A 22,155-nucleotide genomic window follows, 5' to 3' on the forward strand; every position below is an offset into this window, starting at 1 on the left:
CCTGGCGAACGTCGGGTCAGTGGCCGTCCGCGAAGGCGCCCGAGTCCGCGAAGGCCAGGGCGGCGAAGCGTTCGCCGATGAGGCGGTGGGTGGCCGCGTCGGGGTGGAGGCGGTCGGGCAGCGGCAGTGCGGTGGAGTCGGCCTCGCCGTAGAGGGCGCGGCCGTCGAGGTAGTGGATACCGGGGTCGTCGGCCGCGCGCTGGGCCACGATCCGGGCCAGCTCGTCCCGGATGACCTTCAGGGTGAGCTTGCCGGCGGCCCGCTCGGCCGGGTCGCCGACGGCCGTGAAGGTGAGCCGGCCCTCGCCGAAGGCGCTCAGGTCCATGGCGGTGGGGCCGGGGGTGTCCTCGTGAAGGGGGCACAGGATCGGCGAGACCACGAGCAGTGGGGTGGTGGGGTGCCCCTCGCGGACGGTGTCGAGGAAGCCGTGCACGGCGGGACCGAAGGCCCGCAGCCGCATCAGGTCGGCGTTGACGACGTTGATGCCGAGTTTCAGGCTGATCAGGTCGGCCGGGGTGTCCCGGATGGCGCGGGCGGTGAACGGGTCGAGCAGTGCGCTGCCGCCCAGTCCCAGGTTCACCAGCTCCACTCCGCCGAGCGCGGCGGCGAGCGCCGGCCAGATGGCGGTGGGGCTCGCCGCGTCGGAGCCGTGGCTGATGGAGCTCCCGTGGTGCAGCCAGGTTCTGCGCCCGCGGTCGGGTACGGCGGCGATCGGGGCGTCGGTGCGCAGCGCGACCAGTTCGGTGGTCTCGTTGTGCGGCAGCCAGATCTCCACGTCCTTCGCCCGGCCGGGCAGGCCCGTGAAACGGAGGGTGCCGACCGGGCCGGGGCGCACCTCCATCGTTCCGGCGGCCATGTCGACGAGCTGGACCTTGCCGCCGGTCACCACGCCCTGACCGGCCAGGGTGCCGTCGACGAGGAGGTCGTACACACCGTCCGGGCGGGGCGGGGCACCGGCGTAGCGGCGCTTGGTGGGGAGCGTGTCCAGTTCCACCGCGGTGGCGCGGGTGCGGAACACCAGTCGCACGCCGGAGGGCTGGGCCTCGACCATGGCGAGCTGCGGGTCGGCGCACTGGGCGCGGGCCCGGGCCGGGAGTCGGTGGGGCAGGACGCCGTGCTCGGTGCGTTCCAGGTCGAGGGCGCCGCGCAGCAGGTCGGGGGTGATGGGGGTGGTGATCCAGGACTGGTCGTGGTCGGTGTTCATTGCCTCTGCTTGCCTGTCGGAAGGGGGCGGGTCGGTCAGGTCGGAGCGGGCCAGTTGCGCAGCAGGGCGTCCAGGGCGTCGAGGATGCGGGCCCAGGACTGCTGGCTGTCGGGGGCGCTGTGGCTGAAACCGCCGGCGAGTTCGAGGTCGACGTAGCCGTGGAAGACGCTGCCGAGCATGCGGACGGCGTGGGTCTGGTCCGGTTCGGTCAGGTCGTAGCCGCGCAGGATCGCCCGGGTCATCTGGGCGTGCCGGACACCGGCGCTGCCGGCCGCCGTCTGCGCGTCGAGGCGCAGCCGGGCCGCCGCGTAGCGGCCGGGGTGGGCGCGGGCGTAGTCGCGGTAGACGTCGGCGAACGCGACGAGGGCGTCCTTCCCGGCCCGTCCGGCGAGCGCCTCGGCGGCCAGGTCGGCCATTTCCTCCAGTGCCAGCAGGGCGATCCTCGTCCGGAGGTCCTGGGAGCTCTTGACGTGCGAATACAGGCTGGCGACCTTCACATCGAACCGTCTGGCCAGCGCCGACACGGTCACCTGGTCGAAGCCGACCTCGTCGGCCAGTTCGGCTCCGGCCCGGACCAGTCGTTCCGGAGTCAGTCCCGCTCGCGCCACCGCCGCTCCTCCACTTCACCACCTGAGCCGATTATGCATTTGCCTAAGACCTTTAGGCAATTTAGCGTGCGGTGTATGAGACAGCTGAGAGAGCAAGAGATCCGCGGCGCCTTCGTGAACTGCACCAAGGGCGCCGCGAAGCGCCTGAGTGTCCCGCACGACCTGGACGGGCAGCCGTGGGACGACCTGGACTACTTCGGCTGGCGGGATCCGCAGGCACCCGACCGCGCCTACCTGGTGACCGAACTGGACGGCCGCACGCTGGCCGTGGCCCTGCGCTGCCCGAGCCCGTCCTCCTGGACGACCCGGCGCAGCATGTGCAGGATCTGCCTGACGACGCACACCGGGGGCGTCTCGCTGATGGTCGCCGCCAAGGCGGGGAAGGCCGGGCAGCAGGGCAACTCCGTGGGCGCCTACCTCTGCTCCGACCTCGCCTGTTCGCTGTACGTGCGGGGCAAGCGGGACGCGGGTGTCGGCGGACGCATACCGGAGTCGCTCACCCTGGAGGAGAAGATCGAGCGGACCGTGACGAACCTCGCCGCGTTCCTCGCCAAGGTGACGGCCTGAGCCGGGACACGCAGGGCCTGCACCCGCAAGCGTGACGCCCGAGCCAGGGCGTCCGCTACGGGAAGACCAGCCCCACCCCGTGGGCCAGTTGGGCGGCCGCATGCCGGAAGAAGCGGTCCCGGTCCTCCACGACCCCCTTGAACTGCCCGAACACTTCGAACCCCACCAACCCGAACAACTGCGCCCAAGCCGCGGCCATCGCGACGGCCACCTCCGGCGGGAGGCCGGGCACCAGCTCGTCGGCCATCCGCCGGGCCTCCGGGGCGAGTTCGGCCGGTACGGGCGTACGGGCCAGACCGCGTCGCTCGAACGCCTCCCGCAGGATTCCGATCAGCACCAGGGCGACCCGGGCGGCGGGCGTGATCGTCGTCTCCGGCGCCGAGTAGCCGGGCACCGGCGAGCCGTAGATCAGCGCGTACTCGTGCGGATGCGCCAGCGCCCAGCGGCGCACCGCCTCGCAGACGGCGACCCAGCGCTGCGCCGGAGCGACGTCGGCGGCGGTGGCGCGCGCGGCTTCCGCGGCCTCGCCCAGGGAGTCGTAGGCGTCGATGATCAGAGCGGTGAGCAGGTCGTCGCGACTGGGGAAGTAGCGGTAGAGCGCGGAGGAGACCATGCCGAGCTCGCGCGCGACGGCCCGCAGGGACAGCTTCGCCGCACCCTCGGCCGCGAGTTGTCTGCGCGCCTCGTCCTTGATGGCCGCGGTGACTTCCATCCTGGCTCGCGCACGGGCGCCCTGTGGGGTGGTCATGGGGAGCAGTTTGCCATGAAGCAGAGCACTGCACACGTTTTGGAGCAGCGATCGCGCGCCAGTGCACCGTCCGCGGAAGAGAGCAGCGCTCACAAAACAGAGCATCGCTCATAAACGGTGCACCGCTCACGGGACAGAGCGCCGCTCACAAGTCGGTGCGCCGCTCAAAGAAGAGAGCACTGCTCTTGCCAAGGAGCACCACTCACCCCCACACTGATGTCAAGCGAGAGCACCGCTCTCTCCACCAAATGGGGGTCACGATGTCGTCGTCGCAGTCGCAGCCGTCGTCCGAGCCGTACTACGCGAAGGCCAACCCGATGGCCGTCCGGATGAACAGCCTCGTCGGCTGGCTGGCCCGGCACGGAATCAGCTTCGCCGGCAGCGCGGAGCTGTCCGTGCGCGGCCGCAAGAGCGGCCGGATGCAGCGCGTCCCGGTCAACCCGCACACCTACGACGGCACCCAGTACCTGGTCTCGGCACGCGGCAACTCCCAGTGGGTGCGGAACATGCGCGTGGCCGGCGGTGGGGAGCTCCGGGTCGGCCGGAAGGCGCGCGAGTTCACCGTGGCGGAGCTTCCCGACGCCGAGAAGCTGCCGGTGCTGCGCACCTACCTGGAGAAGTGGGGCTGGGAGGTCAAGCAGTACTTTCCCGGCGTGACGGCCGGATCCTCCGACGCCGAACTCCTCGCGGCCGGTGCCGACCACCCCGTCTTCCGGATCAGCGTCACGAAGTGACGGCGTCCTCGTCGGCCGTGCGCTCCGCCGCCTGCTGGTCCTCGGACGTGGCCTTGGCGGCCGACGACGGGTCGAAGGCCGTGAGAGCGCGCTGGGCCAGCGGATGGGAGCGGACGAGTTCCCCCAGGGAGGTCCGGCCCTGGGTGATCTCCTTGAACGCCCGCCAGGCCGGCCGGAACCCGGTCAGCGCCGCGTGGAACAGGCCGGGACGGCGCTCGAACGCGGCGAGCATGCTCTTGCCGACGCTCATCTCGACGCCCAGACTCGCCTTGATGGCGAAGGCGTAGTTCAGCGCCTGGCGGCGGGTGTCCACGGCGTCATGGGCCTCGGCGATCCGCACCGCCCACTCCCCCGCGAGCCGCCCCGAGCGCAGTGCGAAGGAGATGCCCTCGCGGGTCCACGGCTCCAGGAGCCCCGCCGCGTCACCGCACACGAGCACCCGGCCCCGGGACAACGGCGAGTCGTCGGCGCGGCAGCGGGTCAAGTGGCCCGAGGAGATGCTCGGTTCGAAGCCGGCCAGGCCGAGCCGGGCGATGAAGTCCTCCAAGTAGCGCTTGGTGGCCGCGCCTTCGCCGCGCGCCGAGATCACCCCGACGGTCAGCGTGTCGTCCTTGGGGAAGACCCAGCCGTAACTGCCGGGCATCGGGCCCCAGTCGATGAGGACCCGGCCCCGCCAGTCCTCGGCGACCGTCTCCGGCACCGGGATCTCCGCCTCCAGGCCGAGGTCCACCTGGTCGACCTTCACCCCGACGTGCGCCCCTATCCTGCTGGCGCTGCCGTCGGCGCCGACCACCGCGCGGGCCAGCAGGGTCTCGCCGCCCTGGAGGACGACGGCGACCGTGCGCCGGTCCGGTACGGCCGAGCCGTGCTGCTCGACCCGCTGCACGGCGGCCCCGGTGCGCAGTTCGGCGCCCGCCTTCTGGGCGTGCTCGACCAGTTGCTGGTCGAACTCGGGCCGGTTGATCAGCCCGAACATCATCTGCTTGGAGCGGCGGGTGCGGGTGAACCGTCCGTTGTTGGAGAAGGTGACCGCGTGCACCCGGTCCTTGAGGGGCAGTTCGAAGCCGGGCGGCAGCGCGTCGCGGGAGGGACCGATGATGCCACCGCCGCAGGTCTTGTAGCGGGGCAGTTCGGCCTTCTCCAGCAACAGCACGCGCCGTCCCGCGACCGCCGCCGCGTAGGCGGCCGAGGCGCCCGCGGGTCCCGCGCCCACCACGACGACGTCCCACACCCGCTGCGCGTCGTCCGCCTGCACGTCGTCCGCCGAAGAATTCTCGCCGCTCACGATGGTCCGCTGCTCCGATCAAGCCGTATCAAGCCTTGTCAAGCCGTATCAAGCTGTGGGCCGGGCCCCGTCGGTCCCTGTCCGTGGGCCGACACCTGTCACCTGTCCCCCCGCATCCTACGGCGGAGATCGCCGCAGGCCACTGTGGGAGGATCGGTGGACACACCAGTTCAACGTCGCACCCACGAGGAGCGTGCCCATGCCGTCCAATCCGGTCGCCGAGACCGTCGCCGCCCTGCTGCCCAGGGCCAAGGCGGAGCTCGCCGAGCTGGTGGCCTTCAAGTCGGTGGCGGACTTCGCCCAGTTCCCGAAGAGCGAGAGCGAGGGGGCCGCGAACTGGGTGGCCGACGCGCTGCGCGCCGAGGACTTCCGGGACGTCGCCGTACTGGACACCCCGGACGGTACCCAGTCGGTGTACGGCTACCTGCCTGGTCCGGAGGGTGCCAAGACGGTCCTGCTGTACGCGCACTACGACGTGCAGCCGCCGCTGGACGAGGCCGCCTGGACGACCCCGCCCTTCGAGCTGACCGAGCGGAACGGCCGCTGGTACGGGCGCGGTGCCGCCGACTGCAAGGGCGGCCTGATCATGCACCTGCTGGCGCTGCGGGCGCTGAAGGCGAACGGCGGTGTGCCGGTCCACGTGAAGGTGATCGCCGAGGGTTCCGAGGAGATGGGCACCGGCGGCCTGGAGCGGTACGCCGAGCAGCACCCGGAACTGCTCACGGCGGACACGATCGTCATCGGTGACACGGGCAACTTCCGCGTCGGGCTGCCGACCGTGACCACGACCCTGCGCGGCATGACCCTGGTCCGCGTCCAGATCGACACACTCCAGGGCAATCTGCACTCCGGGCAGTTCGGCGGCGCCGCCCCGGACGCCCTGGCCGCGCTGATCCGCGTGCTGGACTCGCTGCGCGCGGAGGACGGTTCGACGACGGTCGACGGGCTCACGCCGGAGTCGGGCTGGGAGGGTCTGGAGTACGACGAGGAGCAGTTCCGCAAGGACGCGAAGGTGCTGGACGGCGTCGGGCTGATCGGTGACGGGTCGGTCGCGGACCGCATCTGGGCCCGTCCGGCGGTCACGGTGCTCGGCATCGACTGCCCGCCGGTCGTCGGCGCCACCCCGTCGGTGCAGGCCGGCGCCCGCGCCCTGGTCAGCCTGCGGGTGCCGCCGGGCGTGGACGCGGCGGAGGCGAGCAAGCTGCTCCAGGCCCATCTGGAGGCGCACACGCCGTGGGGCGCGCGGGTGCGGACGGAGGCGGTCGGCCAGGGCCAGCCGTTCCGTGCCGACACCGCGAGCCCGGCCTACCAGGCGATGGCCGACGCGATGAAGGTCGCCTACCCGGGCGAGACCATGCAGTACGCCGGTCAGGGCGGTTCCATCCCGCTGTGCAACACCCTCGCGAGCCTCTACCCGCAGGCGGAGATCCTGCTGATCGGCCTGAGCGAGCCGGAGGCACAGATCCACGCGGTCGACGAGAGCGTGTCCCCCGAGGAACTGGAGCGGCTGTCGGTGGCGGAGGCGCTGTTCCTGCGCAACTACGCGGCGGGCTGAACCGCTCCGTCCCCGGCAGGGGACCCTCGTCTCCGGACGGGGGTCCGCTACGGGGTCGGGCCGTCGGCGGACCGGGTTCGGCACATGAGGAGAACCGGCCGCGCGCACGGGGACGACGAACCGGGTGCCGGCGGGCCACTTCCCCGGCTTGCCGCTGCCGCATCACTGGCGGGTACTGCCGTCCGCCCCGCTCCCCCTTCCCGACGAACTGGACGAACTGGCGGACGCCGAGGGGGCGGTGGCGCACGGGGACGGTGCCGCGGGTCTACGGGCACGTGTCCAGGAGCTGCGGGACCCCACAGCGAGCCTGACCCGGTGGGGTCAACCGACCGGGACACCGGCCTCGAGGTAGAGCGCGGCGCCGCGTTCACGGGCCCGCAGCGCCCAGCGCAGTCGTTCGTAGCGCACCGGCGGCAGCAGCTCGGCGGCCTCCTGCTCGGTGACGAAACGCCAGTCGCGCAGCTCCGGCCCGGGCAGCACCAGCCGGCCCGCCTCGGCCGAGTCCAGTCGGCCGCCGTCGAAGAGCAGCCGCAGTCCCCCGTAGCGGGGCGGCGTGGGCCGCTCCCAGTCGATGACCAGCAGCCCGGGCGTCTCCTCCAGCCGTATCCCGGTCTCCTCCTGGACCTCGCGGACACCCGCCTGCGCGGGAGCCTCGCCGGGCTCGACGACGCCGCCGGGGAACTCCCAGCCGGCCTTGTAGGTGGGATCGACGAGGAGGACGCGGTCGTGTTCGTCGAAGAGCAGGACGCCCGCGGCCACGGTCTCGGCGGTGGGTTCGGGCGTCTGCACGATGTCGCAGACCGCGGCCTCGCCCCGGTCCACGGCCGCCGCGATCCGCACCGCCGTCTCGTACGGGGTGAGTTCGCTGCTGTCGACGAGATGGGCGTCGGCGCTGATCCAGGAGGCGAGGGCGGCGCGGTAGGGCTCGATCCGGTCGTACGACCACTGCCGGACCCGCATCTCGCCGTCGGGGAGGTCGAGCGGGATCTCCCGCCCGGCTATTCGCTCGCGCAGGATCGTTTCGGCCGGTGCGAGGCACAGATGGCGGACAGGTATCCGGCGGGCGGCGAGGCCGCCGAAGATCTCGTCCCGGTACTCCTGGCGCAGCAACGTCATGGGAACCACCAGGTTTCCGCCCAGCTCGGCGAGCATCGCGGCCGCCGTGTCGATCACCAGCCGGCGCCAGATCGGCAGGTCCTGGAAGTCGCCGACCTCGGCGAGGCGCTTGGCCGGCAGCAGCTGTGTCAGCGCCGCGCCGATGACCTCGGGGTCGAAGAGCGTGCTGTTCGGGATCAGTTCGATCAGTTCACGTGCGGTGGTGGTCTTCCCCGCACCGAACGCGCCGTTGACCCAGACGATCACGGACTCCCCCTCTTCTGTTCGGCCCCCTGTGGCTTGCCCGCTCCACCCTGCCACGGAAACCAGTTCCCGTTGAGGGCGCGCATGACGAAGTGCCGGTGTTCCGCCGCGGAACACCGGCACCCCTGACCGCCCCTGCCGCGCCGGGCTACTCCTGCCCCAGGAAGTCCGGGTCGACGTGGAAGCTGTCCTGGCTCACCCCGGGGTCGACGTGTTCCAGGGTGTCCGAGACGTTCAGGTCGCCGAGCGATCCGTTGTCCGCCGAGTGGGACGGGGTGATGGCAGCCACGACGAATCCGGTGGCCAGGCTGGCGATGGCGAGCATGCTGCGCTTCTTCATGCCCGTTTCAACTGCGCGAGGCGAAAGGAGTCACGGGCGGCCCCGCGAGCGGAGCAACGAGCAGCCCCGGAGACGGCACCCGTCCAGGGCGGTCGATCTCCACCGAACTCTTTCCAACAGAGTCGACCACGTCCTACCGCAACCGCGCACAATGATCAGGCGTCACCGAAGCCTGGTCGGCTGGACCTGAACTCCGGCCGACCGGGCTCGACGCCGTCCCGAGCGCCGCGAGCGTCTCAGACCCCGGCCGCGGTCGCGTCCGGCCTGCGGGCCAGCGCGGCGGCGGCGGCACCCACCAGACCCGCGTCCGTGCCCATCTGGGCGGGCACGACGGTCAGGCGCTGGACGAAGGAGAGCGTCGCGTAGTCGGTGAGCGCCTTGCGCAACGGCGTGAGGAGGATGTCCCCCGCCTTGCCCACACCCCCGCCGATGACGGCGATGTCGATCTCGACCAGGGTCGCGGTGGCCGCGATCCCCGCCGCCAGCGCCTGCGCGGCCCGCTCGAAGGACGCCACGGCGACCGGGTCGCCTGCCCGGGCGGCGGCCGCCACGGCCGCCGCCGAGGTGTCACCGTCGGGACCGGGCCGCCAGCCGTCCTCCAGCGCGCGGCGGGCGATGTTCGGGCCGCTCGCGATCCGTTCGACGCAGCCACGCGATCCGCAGGGGCAGGGGTCGCCGTCGAGATCGACACTGATGTGGCCGATGTGACCGGCGTTGCCGGTGGGCCCCGGGTGCAGCTTGCCGCCGAGCACCAGACCGCCGCCGACACCCGTCGACACCACCATGCACAGCGCGTTGTCGTGGCCGCGGGCCGCGCCCTGCCAGTGTTCGGCGGCCGTGATGGCGACACCGTCGCCGATCAGCTCGACGGGCAGCCCCCCGGCGGCCGCGCGCACCCGCTCGACGAGCGGATAGTCCCGCCAGCCCGGCACGTTGACCGGGCTCACGGTACCGGCGGAGGCGTCCACCGGGCCCGCGCTGCCGATCCCGAGCGCACCGGCCCGCTCCCACAGCGGTGAACCGGCGAGTTCGCCGACCACCTCCTCGACGGCCCCCATGACCGTCTCGCCGTCCTGCTGGGCGGGCGTCGCGCGCTGGGCCCGCGCCTGGATCCGTCCGTGGCCGTCCACCAGCGCGCCGGCGATCTTGGTGCCGCCGATGTCGAGGGCCGCCACGAGGTCGGTGTGCATCAGGTCAGATCTCCCCGTCAACCATGAGTAGCCGAGTAAAGAACAGGCCGGTCAAGCGGTGGGGGCGCAGGCCGGAGATTGCGGTGGACAGTCTCCCTTGCATCTGACAACGTTGTCCAGGCTCTATGCTCGACGCCACATCCTCATACAAACGCATGAGCTTGTGTATCCCTGATACAAACCTTGAGCCAGGACACCGACCCGTGGGCCCCGTGCCTCCCGTGGACGACAGGACAGGACGCCGTATCGTGCCCGAGACCTCCCGCCGCGCAGACCGTCTTCCCGGCTCCCGCTATGGGACCCGGCCGACGATGAAGGACGTGGCGGCGCGGGCCGGCGTGGGCCTGAAGACGGTGTCCCGGGTGGTCAACGGCGAGCCCGGGGTGACCCCGGACACCGAGCGCCGGGTCCAGGAGGCGATCGACGCGCTCGGCTTCCGCCGCAACGACAGCGCGCGGGTGCTGCGCAAGGGCCGGACCGCGAGCGTCGGTCTCGTCCTGGAGGACCTCGCCGACCCGTTCTACGGCCCGCTGAGCCGCGCGGTGGAGGAAGTGGCCCGTGCGCACGGGGCCTTGCTCATCAACGGCTCCAGCGCCGAGGACCCGGAGCGCGAGCAGGAGCTGGCCCTCGCGCTGTGCGCGCGGCGGGTGGACGGTCTGGTGGTGATCCCCGCCGGGGACGACCACCGGTATCTGGAGCCGGAGATCAGGGCGGGCGTGGCGACGGTGTTCGTGGACCGTCCGGCCGGGAAGATCGACGCCGACGTGGTGCTGTCCGACAACTACGGCGGCGCCCGGGACGGGGTCGCCCATCTGATCGCGCACGGCCACCGGCGGATCGGGTTCATCGGGGACATGCCCCGGATCCACACCGCAGCCGAGCGGCTGCGCGGCTACCGGGCCGCGATGGAGGACGCCGGGATACCCGTCGAGGAGGCGTGGACCTCGCTCGGGGTGACGGATCCGGAGCGGGTGCGCCGGGCCGCCGAGGAGATGCTGTCCGGGCCCGCCCCGGTCACGGCGGTCTTCGCGGGCAACAACCGGGTGACGGTCACCGTGATCCGGGTGCTGGCGGAACTGTCCCGCCCGGTCGCCCTCATCGGCTTCGACGACATCGAGCTCGCCGATCTGCTGCACCCCGGGATCACGGTCGTGGCCCAGGACTCGGCTTTGCTCGGCCGGACCGCCGCCGAGCGGCTCTTCCGCCAGCTGGACGGCACGCTCATGGCGCCGGAGCGGATCGAGCTGCCGACCCGGTTGATCACCCGCGGCTCGGGCGAGCTGCCCCCGGCGGACTGAGCCGCGCATGACGGGCCGTACGCTCGCGGAACTCGGCCTCGACAGGGCGCCTCGTGACCATCCGCTGAGCTACCCGGGCAGTTGGCCGGCGGACTCCGGACTCCTCGACGGCGACCGGCTGTTGCCCCTGGACCGACTGGTGCACGACGACGGCCGGGTGCCGGTGCTCGCGGTCGGCTCCAACGCCTGCCCCGCCCAACTCCAGCACAAGATGGCCGAGTCCGCGGTCGTCGGGCCGATCCCCATGGTGCGTGCCCGGGTGACGGGCCTCGCCGTGGGTGTCTCCGCGCACGTCAGCCGCCTCGGCTACGTCTCGGCGTCGCCGTTCCGATCCGCCACGGCGGTACGCGAGTTGTTCGTCGTGTGGCTGGACGGACGGCAGCTGGAGGTGATCGACGCGAGCGAGGGCGTGCCGCTGCCGGACGGCAACTTCCGTCGGGCCTGGCTGCCCGCCCCGGCCGTCCACGTCGGCCTCGCGGACGGCACCACGCTCCCGGGCGTGCACGCCTACGTCAACCGCCACGGCGTCCTTCACGACGGCACCGGCGCTCCTCGGCGTCACCCCGGCCAGCGCCCCCTCCTCACCGAACTCCTCGCCGGTTCGGCCGAGTTGCGGGAGCTGTTCGGGAGCACGCCCGAGGAGTTCTGCGCACGGGCGCGGGCCGACTCCGCGCTGTGCCGACGGGGTACCCGGCTGTTCGCCGAGCGGAGCTGGACGGTCGGGTCGGGTCTGGAGCGGTACGTGGACGTTCAGCAGACGGGGAGTCCGGGGAGCGGCTCGTCGTTGTCGCCGCCCTCGATGTAGACGTCGCTGATGTACACGCCGGTGTTGCCGCTGTCGTCGTCGGTCTCGGCCCACCAGACGTTGGTCCACCGGCCGTGTGTCGCGCGGCGGCCGAGGTCTGCCTGGCAGGAGAACGCGTGGGCGCCCGGGTGGACCTTGCCGACCACGTCTCCCGAGGTGGAGTAGGACTTGGCGGCGCTCCGGACCTCGCAGGTGTAGCCGCCGGTGCCGGTGGCCTGGCAGGCCGGAGTGACCGTGACGGAGGGGCTGGAGGTGGCGGGCGTGGTGGCCGAACTCACCGAGGGGCCGGGGTCGGAGGCGTTCGACGACGGGGCTGAGGCGGACGGGTGGACCGACGCCTTGCCGTCCTTGGGGTGGAGGGTGCCGCCGGTCGGGGCGGTGGTGGTCTCCTCGCCCTGCCCCAGGGGGTCCGGCTCGACCGAGTGCCCGGTCCCGGCACCGCGGACGCTCGCCGAGGCGCCGGCCGGGGCCGAGAAGGGCGGGGCCGCGTCCGGCTTCGCCGGGTGCCCCTTGTCGTTCAGGACGGCGATGGTCAGACCGAGGGTGGCGAGGACGACGGCGACGGCGATCGTGGCGAGCCGGCCGGCCCGGCGGCCCGGCCGACGGTCCCCGCGGCGCCCCGGGTGCGGTGGGGCGGGTCTCGACCGGCCGTCGGGCCCGGGGCGCCGCGGTGCGCGCCCTAAGCCGCGCGTGGCCTCCTGCTCAGCCGCCTGCCCGTCCACCGCGGGAACGTCGCCCGGCCGCCCCTGTGCCGCCGTCTCTCCGCCCGTCTCGGCGTCCCCGACGGGCACTCCGGCGGCCACCACACCGCCCGGCCGCCCCTCGACCGCCCCGCCGCCGGCCACCTCGGCTTCACCCGACCGCCCCTCGGCCACCCCGACGTCGACCGCCTCGACCTCACCCGACCGCCCCTCGGCCACCCCACCGCCGACCGCCTCGGCCCCGGCCACCCCCCGCCCGGCGGGCACCCCCGCCTCGACCGGCTCAGCTGCACCCGACGGCCCCTCGGCCACCCCGACGTCGACCGCCTCGACCTCACCCGACCGCCCCTCGGCCACCCCACCGCCGACCGCCTCGGCCCCGGCCACCCCCCGCCCGGCGGGCACCCCCGCCTCGACCGGCTCAGCCACACCCGACCGCCCCTCGGCCACCCCGACGTCGACCGCCTCCGCCTCGGCCACCCCCCGCCCGGCGGGCACCCCCGCCTCGACCGGCTCAGCCACACCCGACCGCCCCCCGGCCACCCCGACCTCGCCCGACCGGCCCTCGGTCACTCCGATGCCGCCCATCTCGGCCCCGGCCACTCCCTGCCCGGCGGGCACCCCCGCTCCGGGCTGCCGGGTCGGCGCGCCGACCGGCGTTCCGAGGGACCCTGGGTGCCCCCGCAGGGCCGTCGTCGGGGTGTCCTGGTCCGGTTCCCGCGCCACCGCCCGCAGCAGCTCGCAGGCCTCCTCGGCTCCCGGTCGGGCTTCGGGGCGTTTCGCCATCAGGCGCCGCAGGACGGGGGCGAGCGGTCCGGCCCGGTGGGGCTCCGGGAGGGGCTCGTCGACGATCGCGGTGAGCGTCGAGAAGGTGGACGTACGGCTGAAGGGCGAGGCTCCCTCGACGGCCGCGTAGAGGGCGGCGCCGAGCGCCCACACGTCGGCGGCGGTGCCGGGCTCGGCCCCCCTCGCCCGCTCGGGGGCCATGTAGTCGAGCGAGCCGACGAGTTCGCCGCCGCGGGTCAGATGCGTGGCGGAACCGTCACCGGGGTCGGCCATGGTGGCGATGCCGAAGTCGGTGAGGACGACCCTGCCCGAGCGGTCGAGGAGGATGTTGCCCGGTTTGACGTCCCGGTGCAGGACGCCGACCCGGTGGGCCGCGGCCAGGGCGTCCAGGACCTCGGCGCCGATGCGGGCGGCCTCGCGCGGGCCCAGGGTGCCGCGCTCGCGCAGCACGTCGTCCAGAGAGGGTCCGTCGACCAGTTCCATGACGATGAGCGGCCGGCCCTCGACCTGGGTGATGTCGTGCACCACGATCACCGCGGGATGGCGCACCCGGGCGGCCGCCCGTGCCTCACGCTGCATCCGCAGCCGCAGGTCGGCCAGTTCGGGCCCCGCGCTGTCCGTGTAGGCGCGCAGTTCCTTGACGGCGACCTCGCGGCCGAGGACCTCGTCCACGGCGCGCCACACCACGCCCATGCCCCCGCGCCCGAGCCGGGCCACGACCCGGTACCGCCCGGCCAGCAGGCGCCCGGTCCCGTCAGCCTGTCCGTACGTACCCGACACCACAGCCCCGCTCCTGACACTCCGTGAATGGCGCACCAGAGTACGGGGCGGTGACAGGGACGGTTCAAGTGGCCCGCACATGCTGTGACTTGGCCGCTACCTGACCGTGCCGCGACGCCGCCCGACGAGGGTGTGGACCAGGCCGGGGTCGACGAGGGGAAGCTAGTGGGCGGAAGCCGTCAGGTCGCCGCGCCGGGGTGCCGCGAAGCTCTCCAGGTCGGCGCGGGTCAGACCGGTCAGGCGGGCCACCTCGGGGATGTCGAGGGCACCGCAGTCCAGGCCGCGCAGCAGATAGCCGCCGAGGGCCTTGGCGGTGGCGGGCTCGTCCATGACGTCGCCGCCGGTGCGGTTGGCGTACCGGGCGAGGCGGGCGGCGGCCTGCTCCAGGCCCTCGCGGTAGAAGGCGAAGACGGCAGCGTACCGGGTGGGGAGGTGACCGGGGTGCATGTCCCAGCCCTGGTAGTAGGCGCGGGCCAGGGCGCGGCGGGTGAGGCCGTAGTGCAGCCGCCAGGCTTCGTGCACGTGGGCGGTGGGCCCGACCGGCAGTACGTTGGTGGAGCCGTCGGACACGCGGACCCCGGTGCCCGCCGCGGCGACCTGCATGACCGCCTTGGCGTGGTCGGCGGCCGGATGGTCGCCGGCCTGGTAGGCGGCCGAGACGCCGAGGCAGGCGCTGTAGTCGAAGGTTCCGTAGTGCAGTCCGGTGGCGCGGCCCTCGGCGGCCTGGATCATCCGGGCGACGGTCGCGGTGCCGTCGGCGGCCAGGATGGCCTGGCTGGTCTCGATCTGGATCTCGAACCCGATCCGGCCGGGCGCCAGGCCGTGCGCCTTCTCGAACGCCTCCAGGAGCCGGACCATGGCGGTGACCTGCTCGGGGTACGTCACCTTGGGCAGGGTCAGCACCAGCCCGTCGGGCAGGCCGCCGGCCTGCATCAGGCCGGTGAGGAAGATGTCCAGGGTGCGGATGCCCCGGTCCCGCACCGCGGCCTCCATGCACTTCATGCGGATGCCCGTGTACGGCGCCGCGGTTCCGTTCCGGCAGGCCTCCGCCGTCAGCCGGGCCGCCCGGGCCGCCGTCGCGTCCTCCTCGGGGTCGGGGCGGGGGCCGTAACCGTCCTCGAAGTCGACGCGCAGGTCCTCGACCGGCTCGCGTTCCAGTTTGGCGCGGACCCGGGAGTACACGGGTTCGGCGAGGTCGTCGGAGAGGCCGAGCACGCGGGCGAAGGAGGCGGCGTCCGGGGCGTGTTCGTCGAGGGCGGCGAGCGCCCGGTCACCCCACGAGCGGATGGTGCCTGCCTCGAAGGCGTCCGCGGGGACGTACACGGTGTGGACGGGCTGGCGGGTCCCGGGGTCACCCGGATAGCGGCGCTCCAGTTCGGCGTCGACGGGCGCGAGGGAGGCGCCGACCTCCTCGCTGACGGCGCCCGCGAGGCTCGTCGCCACCTTCTCCTGCTGGCCCTGGCCCATCCCACACCCTCCTGTTTTCCACTGTACGGAATCAACAATCCGTTGATTGAAGTTATCCGGGGGCCTTCGCGGCGGTCAACACCATGTCCACGGGACGACACGCCCCCATCTGGGCATGTTCACGCTCATCACACACCTGGGTATCACACTGCTCGTCGCCCGCCCGTCCGGCTTGTGCCCCCTGAAGGAGCCGTCGTGCCGAACCAGCGCCGAGTCACCCGTCGGCTGGGACTGCAGGTCCTGTTGGCCGCAGCGGTCACCCTGCCCCTCTCCAGTGCCGCCGTCTCCGCCTCGTCCGCCTCCTCCGCGGCACCGCGCGCCCGCCGGACCGCCGCCCTCGCGGCACCGGCCGGGCCGGTCCCCCGCCTCGACGTCATGACCTTCAACCTGCGGTACGCCGACACCGCCGAGCCGAACAGCTGGGCCGACCGCCGGCCGGTGATGCGCGAACTGCTGCACCGGGCGCGGCCCCAGGTGATCGGCACCCAGGAGGGGCTCTACCAGCAGCTGCTCGACATCGACGCCGACCTCGGGCCGCACTACGACTGGATCGGCACCGGCCGCGAGGGCGGCAGCCGGGACGAGTCCACCGCCGTCTACTACGACCTGCGGCGGCTGGCTCCCGTGGAGCACTACACCTTCTGGCTCTCCGACACTCCGGAGGTCATCCGCTCCAACACCTGGGGCGCCGCCTTCCCCCGCATCGTCACCTGGGTCCGCTTCCGCGATCTCGCCGACGACGGACGGGAGTTCTACGTCGCCAACACCCACTTCGACCAGCGGAGCCAGTACGCGCGCGAGCGCAGCGCCACGCTCCTGGCCAAGCGGATCGCCGAGTTCGACCCGACGCTGCCGGTCGTGGTGACCGGCGACTTCAACGCCTACGCCCACAAGAACCCGGCCTACGACACCCTGCTGGACTCCGGGCTCGTCGACACCTGGGACGCGGCGGAGCACCGCGGCCCCCGGTACGCGACCTTCCACGGCTACCACCGGCTCAAGCCGGACGGCGACCGGATCGACTGGATCCTGACCTCGCCGGGTGTGACCACGCACCGGGCGACGATGGACACCTTCTCGATGCACGGCCAGTTCCCGAGCGACCACCTGCCCGTACAGGTCTCGCTGAGCCTGCGCTGACGAGCCCGGGCCGATGAGGCTGCGCCACACGAAGAGGCCCCCGTGACCGGTGCCGGTCACGGGGGCCTCGGGCAGCCTGGCGGCGGTCAGCCCTTGCGGGCCTTGACCTCGTCGGTGAGCTGCGGGACGACGTCGAAGAGGTCACCGACCACGCCGAAGTCGACCAGCTCGAAGATCGGGGCCTCGGCGTCCTTGTTGACGGCCACGATCGTCTTGGAGGTCTGCATGCCCGCGCGGTGCTGGATGGCGCCGGAGATGCCGTTGGCGATGTACAGCTGCGGGGAGACGGACTTGCCGGTCTGGCCGACCTGGTTGGTGTGCGGGTACCAGCCGGCGTCGACGGCGGCACGCGAGGCGCCGACGGCCGCGCCGAGGGAGTCCGCGAGGGCCTCGATGATCGCGAAGTTCTCGGCGCCGTTGACACCGCGGCCGCCGGAGACCACGATCGCGGCCTCCGTCAGCTCCGGACGCCCGGTCGACTCACGCGGGGTACGGCCGGTCACCTTGGTGCCGGTCGCCTGGTCCGAGAAGGTCACCTCGAGCGCCTCGACCGCACCGGCGGCCGGGGCGGCCTCCACGGCGGCGCTGTTGGGCTTGACCGTGATGACCGGCGTGCCCTTGGAGACACGGGACTTGGTCGTGAAGGAGGCGGCGAACACCGACTGGGTGGCCACCGGGCCCTCGTCGCCGGCCTCCAGGTCGACGGCGTCGGTGATGATGCCCGAACCGAGGCGCAGCGCCAGACGCGCGGCGATCTCCTTGCCCTCCGCGGAGGAGGGGACCAGGACGGCGGCCGGGGACACGGCGGCGACGGCGGCCTGCAGCGCGTCCACCTTCGGCACGACCAGGTAGTCGGCGTACTCGGACGCCTCGTGGGTGAGGACGCGGGTCGCGCCGTGCTCGGCGAGCGCGGCGGCGGTCTCCGCGGCGCCCGCACCGAGGGCGACCGCGACGGGCTCGCCGACACGGCGGGCCAGGGTCAGCAGCTCCAGGGTGGGCTTGCGGACGGCACCGTCCACGTGATCGACGTAGACGAGGACTTCAGCCATGGGATTGCTCTCCTGCGAAACGAAGTTGAGGTGCGGTCGGCGACTGCGGGGCTCAGATGAACTTCTGGCCCGCGAGGAACTCGGCGAGCTGCTTGCCGCCCTCGCCCTCGTCCTTGACGATCGTGCCGGCGGTACGGGCCGGACGCGCGGCGGCGTCCTCGACCTTGGTCCAGGAACCCTCCAGACCGACCTCCTCCGCCTCGATGTCGAGGTCGGACAGGTCCCAGGAGGTCACCGGCTTCTTCTTGGCCGCCATGATGCCCTTGAAGGACGGGTACCGCGCCTCACCCGACTGGTCGGTCACCGACACGACGGCCGGAAGCTGCGCCTCCAGCGTCTCGGAGGCGGCGTCGCCGTCCCGGCGGCCCTTGACCGTGCCGTCCTCGACCGAGACCTCCGAGAGCAGGGTGACCTGCGGGACACCGAGGCGCTCGGCCAGCAGCGCCGGGACGACACCCATGGTGCCGTCGGTGGAGGCCATTCCGGAGACCACCAGGTCGAAGCCGGCCTTCTCGATCGCCTTCGCCAGCACCAGCGAGGTGCCGATCGCGTCGGTGCCGTGCAGGTCGTCGTCCTCGACGTGGATCGCCTTGTCCGCGCCCATCGACAGCGCCTTGCGCAGCGCGTCCTTGGCGTCCTCGGGACCGACGGTCAGGACGGTGACCTCGACGTCGTCGTCCGAGTTCTCCGAGATCTGCAGCGCCTGTTCGACCGCGTACTCGTCGAGCTCGGAGAGCAGACCGTCCACGTCGTCACGGTCGACGGTCAGGTCATCGGCGAAGTGCCGGTCGCCAGTGGCGTCGGGCACGTACTTCACAGTGACAACGATCCTCAGGCTCACGCCGGCTCTCCTACTGCATCGTCTTTTCTGGGCTGCCTCTTGCAGGCAGCATAGGCTCCTGAAGCGGCTGATCCCGGTCGGGGCGGCCGCGCGCTCCGAACGAAATATTACTCGTCAGTACACTCAGTTCGTTCCCGCTAAGCAAGCGCTTTGAACTGTGACCTTCGCAACGCAGCGTAACCGGAACCCGACGGTCTCGCGGAACCCGGGGCGCGTGATCAATCCCGCAGACCGCTGAAGCCGCCCTGGTGGTAGAGGAGCGGGCGGCCGGCCCTGGAGGGATCGCCGAGGACCACCTCGGCCAGCACGATGCGATGGTCGCCGGCCGGCACCCGGGCGACGATCCGGCAGACCAGCCAGACCAGCACGTCGTCGAGGACGGGGACACCCGCGTGCCCCTCGCGCCAGCCGGTGGACGCCCCGAAGCGGTCGGCGCCGCTGCGCGCGAAGGTGGCCGCGAGCTCCGCCTGGTGCTCGCCGAGGATGTGGACGCCGATGTGCTCGGCGGTGGATATCGCGGGCCAACTGGAGGCGCCCGTGCCGATGCCGAAGGAGAGCATCGGCGGCTCGGCGGAGACGGACACCAGGGAGGTGGCGGTGAAGCCGACCGGGCCGTCGGCGTCGGAGGCGGTGATCACCGCGACGCCGGCCGCGTGCCGCCGGAAGGCGGAGCGGAGCAGATCGGGAGAGGCGAGCTGGGGCGTGCCGAGGTCGGGCGTGGCCGTCATGGAGTTTTCCTTCTGCGGGAGGCGGTCTTCGGGTCCGTCGCTGCTCAACAGCCCGGACAGCGCGCGCTCGCGGTGCGGGCCAGGTCCACGTGGACCCGCCCGAAGAGAAGGAGTTCCTGAGGAGGCATACGGTCAGGCTGACGATAGGTGGTGCGCCCAGTCAAGTACGTCCCGGCATATGGGAGCTGCCTCACCGTCATCGGCACGTCCGTCAGACCGCCTCTCCCAGCGCCGCGATGACATCCGCCCTGCGGGGCTGTCCGGTGGCCCGGCGCACCACCCGCCCCTGCGCGTCGAGCACCAGTACGGTGGGCGTCTTGAGGATGTCCAGCGCGCGCACGAGGTCGAGATGCGCCTCCGCGTCGATCTCGACGTGGGCCACGCCGGGGACCATCCCCGCGACCTCGTCCAGAACCCGTCGGGTGGCCCGACAGGGGGCGCAGAACGCGCTGGAGAACTGCACCAGCGTGGCCCGCTCGCCCAGTTCGCCGCCGAGTTCCGCCGCCCCGAGCCGCTTCCCCTCGTCCCGCCCGCGCACCCGTACCCTCCCGCTCCGCCGCCTGTGCAGCACTCCGTAGACGCTCGCCGCCGCGAGCACCGCCACGCACACCACCAGTCCGGTCACCATCCGGACAGGTTGGCACGCGGCGGCCCGTCACCGGCAGCAGCGTTCACAAGACTGCAAAGATTCCCGGCCCCACCGCGGCCTCCGGGGCGGAATCCTTGGTTCATGGACATCGACGCACGTGGGCCGCGGTTCGGCGCGGCCGTGACGACGGTCGTGCTGGCCGCCGCACTGATCACCCGCAGCCCTTGGATCCTGGCCTGGCAGACGCTGGCGTTCGCGTTCGGCGCGGCCGGCGGGGTGGGCCGCTCACCGTACGGCTGGGTCTTCCGGACCGCCGTCCGCCCGAGGCTCGCTCCCCCGACGGAGTTCGAGGCGCCGGAGCCGCCCCGGTTCGCGCAGGCGGTGGGGCTGGTCTTCGCCGGGCTGGGTCTGGTCGGATTCACCCTCGGCCCCGAGTGGTTGGGGCTGGCGGCGACCGGGGCCGCGCTCGCCGCGGCTTTCCTCAACGCGGCGTTCGGATACTGCCTGGGGTGCGAGATGTTCCTGCTCGTGCGGAGGCTGACGGTACGCGCGGAGTAAAGGGTGGTTAAAAGGACGAGGTGGATCACTAGGCCAACGTGACGAGGATCTCGCCGCTCCCCGGCACCAGGACTGGCTCCCCGTCCGTTCTTCGGGCACGATCTGCGAGACGCCGTTAACCTACGGCTGCGTAACTTACCGCCGGGAGCCCCTTTCCCAGGCAGAGCAGAAAGGGTCCGTCCCGCCCATGGCAGAGCTGGTCTACCGTCCCGTCATCGGTTTCGCCAAGACGCTGTTCAAGGTCTGGGACCTGAAGATCGACTGCCAGGGGTCGGAGAACATCCCGCGCTCGGGCGGTGCGGTGCTGGTGAGCAATCACATCAGCTATCTCGACTTCGTCTTCGACGGCCTGGCGGCACTGCCGCAGAAGCGCCTGGTGCGGTTCATGGCGAAGGAGTCGGTCTTCCGGCACCGGATCTCAGGTCCTCTGATGCGGGGGATGAAGCACATCCCGGTGGACCGCGCGCAGGGCGAGACGGCGTACCAGCACGCGCTCGACTCGCTGAAGTCCGGTGAGATCGTGGGGGTCTTCCCGGAGGCGACCATCTCCCAGTCCTTCACCCTGAAGAGCTTCAAGTCGGGCGCCGCCCGCCTCGCCCAGGAGGCCGGGGTCCCGCTCGTGCCGATGGCACTGTGGGGGACCCAGCGCATCTGGACCAAGGGCCAGCCGCGCAACTTCAAGCGCAACCACCTCCCCGTCACCATCCGGGTCGGCGAGCCGGTCGAGGCACCCCGCGACCAGTACGCGGGCGCCATCACCCGTCGGCTGCGCGGCCGCGTCCAGGAGCTGCTGGACGCCGCCCAGCGCGCCTACCCGGCCCGCCCGAAGGACACCACGGACACCTGGTGGCTCCCGGCCCACCTGGGCGGCTCGGCCCCCACCCCGGAGCAGCTGAAGGCAGCCGAGGCGATCTGAGCCCCACCGCGCCCCGGCCGCGCACCCGGGCCCCGGCCTGGGGCAGGCTGTTCGAGTCCGGCGGCAGGCGATTCCGCGCACTGCACCGCACCGCACTGCACTGCACCGCACTGCCCCGCACCGCACCGCACCGCACCGCACTGCACCGCACCGCACCGCACCGCACTGCACTGCACCGGGCAACGTTCGCCCCGTCGCGGTACCCGGCACACTCCCCCAGCTCCGGCCGAGGGACTCCCCGAGCAGGGTGAGCGCGGGCGCCGTCCGTCCCGCGTCAGAGTGCGGCGGGCAATGTCTTCCAGAGGTGCGCGCGGTCTCGTGCCGCTTTCAGGGCGCCGAGCACGGCCGGGTGCGGTTCGGCGTACAGGAGCGGATAGTCCACCTCGTCGCGCTGCCGGTCCGGGATCCAGGCCAGCCGCTCGCCGTCGAGGGAGAAGCGGGCGTCGACGCCCGGTTTGTTGCCGCGCGGGTCCTGCCGGTGCCAGGCGCCGTGGAAGCGGACGGCGACCAGACCGTGCACCGCCCATCCCGTACCGTCGTCGTGCGCCAGCCGCTGGTAGCACAGGGCCGCCGGGATGTCCTCGGCCCGCAGCAGGGCGGCGAGGGCGTGGGCCTTGGCGTAGCAGATGCCCGTGCGCCGCGCCAGGACGTCCGAGGCGCGCCAGGTGACCCGGGGGTCGCCGGAATCGGCGGAGTGCGGGATTGCGTCCCGTACGAACTCGTACGCCGCCCGCGCATAGGCATACGAGTCGTCCGCCTCCCCCGCCAGCCTCGCGGCCGCCTCACGCACCACCGGGTGGTGGTGGTCGATCGCCTCGTCGGCGGCCAGATATGCGGACAGGTCGGTGGTGTTCTGGATCAGCTCCATGGCGGCACAGCATAGAAACGCGATCACCCGAGCGTCAAT

Annotated in this window: 22 protein-coding genes; 8 read left to right on the forward strand and 14 right to left on the reverse strand. The window is 72.5% G+C overall.

Annotation, left to right across the window (positions count from 1 at the left end; all coding sequences use genetic code 11):
* Nucleotides 1-16: 16 nt before the first annotated feature.
* Both AB0958_RS00515 and AB0958_RS00520 read right to left on the reverse strand, forming a co-directional pair.
* A complete protein-coding gene (locus tag AB0958_RS00515) occupies nucleotides 17-1,204 on the reverse strand; it encodes a GDSL-type esterase/lipase family protein (protein ID WP_366888056.1) in 1,188 nt (395 codons plus the stop codon).
* A 35-nt stretch (nucleotides 1,205-1,239) separates the two neighbouring features.
* A complete protein-coding gene (locus AB0958_RS00520; RefSeq protein ID WP_366888057.1) occupies nucleotides 1,240-1,812 on the reverse strand; it encodes a WHG domain-containing protein in 573 nt (190 codons plus the stop codon).
* A gap of 75 nt (nucleotides 1,813-1,887) precedes the next feature.
* Here AB0958_RS00520 and AB0958_RS00525 point away from each other — a divergent pair, with 75 nt between their 5' ends.
* Nucleotides 1,888-2,379, forward strand: coding sequence for an FBP domain-containing protein (locus AB0958_RS00525; protein ID WP_366888058.1), 492 nt, complete (start codon nucleotides 1,888-1,890; stop codon nucleotides 2,377-2,379).
* 55 nt (nucleotides 2,380-2,434) lie between these two features.
* Here AB0958_RS00525 and AB0958_RS00530 read toward each other — a convergent pair whose 3' ends face one another.
* Nucleotides 2,435-3,127 carry a TetR/AcrR family transcriptional regulator gene (locus tag AB0958_RS00530; RefSeq protein WP_366888059.1) on the reverse strand — a complete coding sequence of 231 codons (693 nt, stop codon included), beginning with the start codon at nucleotides 3,125-3,127 and terminating at the stop codon, nucleotides 2,435-2,437.
* A gap of 260 nt (nucleotides 3,128-3,387) precedes the next feature.
* On the opposite strand from AB0958_RS00530, the gene AB0958_RS00535 reads away from it, so the two are divergent.
* Nucleotides 3,388-3,861, forward strand: a complete 474-nt coding sequence (locus tag AB0958_RS00535) for a nitroreductase/quinone reductase family protein (protein WP_366888060.1) — start codon at nucleotides 3,388-3,390, stop codon at nucleotides 3,859-3,861.
* On the opposite strand, the gene AB0958_RS00540 is transcribed toward AB0958_RS00535, so the two are convergent.
* The gene (locus tag AB0958_RS00540; RefSeq protein WP_366888061.1) at nucleotides 3,851-5,146 is read right to left on the reverse strand and encodes a geranylgeranyl reductase family protein; all 1,296 of its coding nucleotides are present in this window, start codon (nucleotides 5,144-5,146) and stop codon (nucleotides 3,851-3,853) included. The genes AB0958_RS00535 and AB0958_RS00540 overlap by 11 nt on opposite strands.
* Nucleotides 5,147-5,345: 199 nt before the next feature.
* Here AB0958_RS00540 and AB0958_RS00545 point away from each other — a divergent pair, with 199 nt between their 5' ends.
* A complete protein-coding gene (locus tag AB0958_RS00545) occupies nucleotides 5,346-6,701 on the forward strand; it encodes a dipeptidase (RefSeq protein WP_366888064.1) in 1,356 nt (451 codons plus the stop codon).
* Between the two features lie 321 nt (nucleotides 6,702-7,022).
* Here the strand turns inward: AB0958_RS00545 and AB0958_RS00550 are convergent, their stop codons facing one another.
* The 3 genes from AB0958_RS00550 to AB0958_RS00560 all read right to left on the reverse strand — a co-directional run bounded on the left by AB0958_RS00550 (nucleotide 7,023) and on the right by AB0958_RS00560 (nucleotide 9,590).
* The gene (locus AB0958_RS00550) at nucleotides 7,023-8,063 is read right to left on the reverse strand and encodes an NUDIX domain-containing protein (protein ID WP_366888065.1); all 1,041 of its coding nucleotides are present in this window, start codon (nucleotides 8,061-8,063) and stop codon (nucleotides 7,023-7,025) included.
* A 145-nt stretch (nucleotides 8,064-8,208) separates the two neighbouring features.
* Nucleotides 8,209-8,400 (reverse strand): hypothetical protein, encoded by a 192-nt coding sequence (locus AB0958_RS00555; RefSeq protein ID WP_132887456.1) that lies wholly within the window; start codon nucleotides 8,398-8,400, stop codon nucleotides 8,209-8,211.
* Between the two features lie 236 nt (nucleotides 8,401-8,636).
* The gene (locus AB0958_RS00560; RefSeq protein WP_366888066.1) at nucleotides 8,637-9,590 is read right to left on the reverse strand and encodes an ROK family protein; all 954 of its coding nucleotides are present in this window, start codon (nucleotides 9,588-9,590) and stop codon (nucleotides 8,637-8,639) included.
* Between the two features lie 248 nt (nucleotides 9,591-9,838).
* Here AB0958_RS00560 and AB0958_RS00565 point away from each other — a divergent pair, with 248 nt between their 5' ends.
* Together AB0958_RS00565 and AB0958_RS00570 are read left to right on the forward strand one after the other, a co-directional pair.
* Nucleotides 9,839-10,888, forward strand: a complete 1,050-nt coding sequence (locus AB0958_RS00565) for a LacI family DNA-binding transcriptional regulator (protein ID WP_366888067.1) — start codon at nucleotides 9,839-9,841, stop codon at nucleotides 10,886-10,888.
* Between the two features lie 7 nt (nucleotides 10,889-10,895).
* Nucleotides 10,896-11,693, forward strand: coding sequence for a hypothetical protein (locus tag AB0958_RS00570; protein ID WP_366888068.1), 798 nt, complete (start codon nucleotides 10,896-10,898; stop codon nucleotides 11,691-11,693).
* On the opposite strand, the gene AB0958_RS00575 is transcribed toward AB0958_RS00570, so the two are convergent.
* Both AB0958_RS00575 and AB0958_RS00580 read right to left on the reverse strand, forming a co-directional pair.
* Complete coding sequence (locus tag AB0958_RS00575; RefSeq protein ID WP_366888069.1) at nucleotides 11,639-13,960, reverse strand: protein kinase; 2,322 nt, start codon at nucleotides 13,958-13,960, stop codon at nucleotides 11,639-11,641. The two genes, AB0958_RS00570 and AB0958_RS00575, sit on opposite strands and share 55 nt — an antisense overlap.
* Before the next feature lie 162 nt (nucleotides 13,961-14,122).
* Nucleotides 14,123-15,427 (reverse strand): aldolase/citrate lyase family protein, encoded by a 1,305-nt coding sequence (locus tag AB0958_RS00580; RefSeq protein WP_366888070.1) that lies wholly within the window; start codon nucleotides 15,425-15,427, stop codon nucleotides 14,123-14,125.
* Nucleotides 15,428-15,622: 195 nt separating this feature from the next.
* Between AB0958_RS00580 and AB0958_RS00585 the strand changes: the two genes are divergently transcribed.
* Nucleotides 15,623-16,567 carry an endonuclease/exonuclease/phosphatase family protein gene (locus AB0958_RS00585; protein ID WP_366888071.1) on the forward strand — a complete coding sequence of 315 codons (945 nt, stop codon included), beginning with the start codon at nucleotides 15,623-15,625 and terminating at the stop codon, nucleotides 16,565-16,567.
* A gap of 86 nt (nucleotides 16,568-16,653) precedes the next feature.
* On the opposite strand, the gene AB0958_RS00590 is transcribed toward AB0958_RS00585, so the two are convergent.
* From AB0958_RS00590 to AB0958_RS00605, 4 genes are all read right to left on the reverse strand, one after another.
* Nucleotides 16,654-17,616, reverse strand: coding sequence for an electron transfer flavoprotein subunit alpha/FixB family protein (locus AB0958_RS00590; protein WP_366888072.1), 963 nt, complete (start codon nucleotides 17,614-17,616; stop codon nucleotides 16,654-16,656).
* 52 nt (nucleotides 17,617-17,668) lie between these two features.
* Nucleotides 17,669-18,457, reverse strand: a complete 789-nt coding sequence (locus AB0958_RS00595; RefSeq protein ID WP_366888073.1) for an electron transfer flavoprotein subunit beta/FixA family protein — start codon at nucleotides 18,455-18,457, stop codon at nucleotides 17,669-17,671.
* A gap of 218 nt (nucleotides 18,458-18,675) precedes the next feature.
* Nucleotides 18,676-19,185 carry a flavin reductase family protein gene (locus AB0958_RS00600; RefSeq protein WP_366888074.1) on the reverse strand — a complete coding sequence of 170 codons (510 nt, stop codon included), beginning with the start codon at nucleotides 19,183-19,185 and terminating at the stop codon, nucleotides 18,676-18,678.
* A 211-nt stretch (nucleotides 19,186-19,396) separates the two neighbouring features.
* Nucleotides 19,397-19,810 (reverse strand): thioredoxin family protein, encoded by a 414-nt coding sequence (locus AB0958_RS00605; protein WP_366888168.1) that lies wholly within the window; start codon nucleotides 19,808-19,810, stop codon nucleotides 19,397-19,399.
* Between the two features lie 105 nt (nucleotides 19,811-19,915).
* On the opposite strand from AB0958_RS00605, the gene AB0958_RS00610 reads away from it, so the two are divergent.
* Both AB0958_RS00610 and AB0958_RS00615 read left to right on the forward strand, forming a co-directional pair.
* Complete coding sequence (locus AB0958_RS00610; RefSeq protein ID WP_366888075.1) at nucleotides 19,916-20,332, forward strand: DUF4395 domain-containing protein; 417 nt, start codon at nucleotides 19,916-19,918, stop codon at nucleotides 20,330-20,332.
* A gap of 187 nt (nucleotides 20,333-20,519) precedes the next feature.
* Nucleotides 20,520-21,248 carry a lysophospholipid acyltransferase family protein gene (locus AB0958_RS00615; protein ID WP_366888076.1) on the forward strand — a complete coding sequence of 243 codons (729 nt, stop codon included), beginning with the start codon at nucleotides 20,520-20,522 and terminating at the stop codon, nucleotides 21,246-21,248.
* 274 nt (nucleotides 21,249-21,522) lie between these two features.
* On the opposite strand, the gene AB0958_RS00620 is transcribed toward AB0958_RS00615, so the two are convergent.
* On the reverse strand, nucleotides 21,523-22,116 hold the full coding sequence (locus AB0958_RS00620; protein ID WP_366888077.1) for a transglutaminase domain-containing protein: 594 nt from the start codon (nucleotides 22,114-22,116) through the stop codon (nucleotides 21,523-21,525).
* Nucleotides 22,117-22,155: the final 39 nt, after the last annotated feature.

Origin of the sequence: Streptomyces sp. NPDC006655, from assembly GCF_040703965.1 — a bacterium.
Taxonomy (GTDB): Bacteria; Actinomycetota; Actinomycetes; order Streptomycetales; family Streptomycetaceae; genus Streptomyces.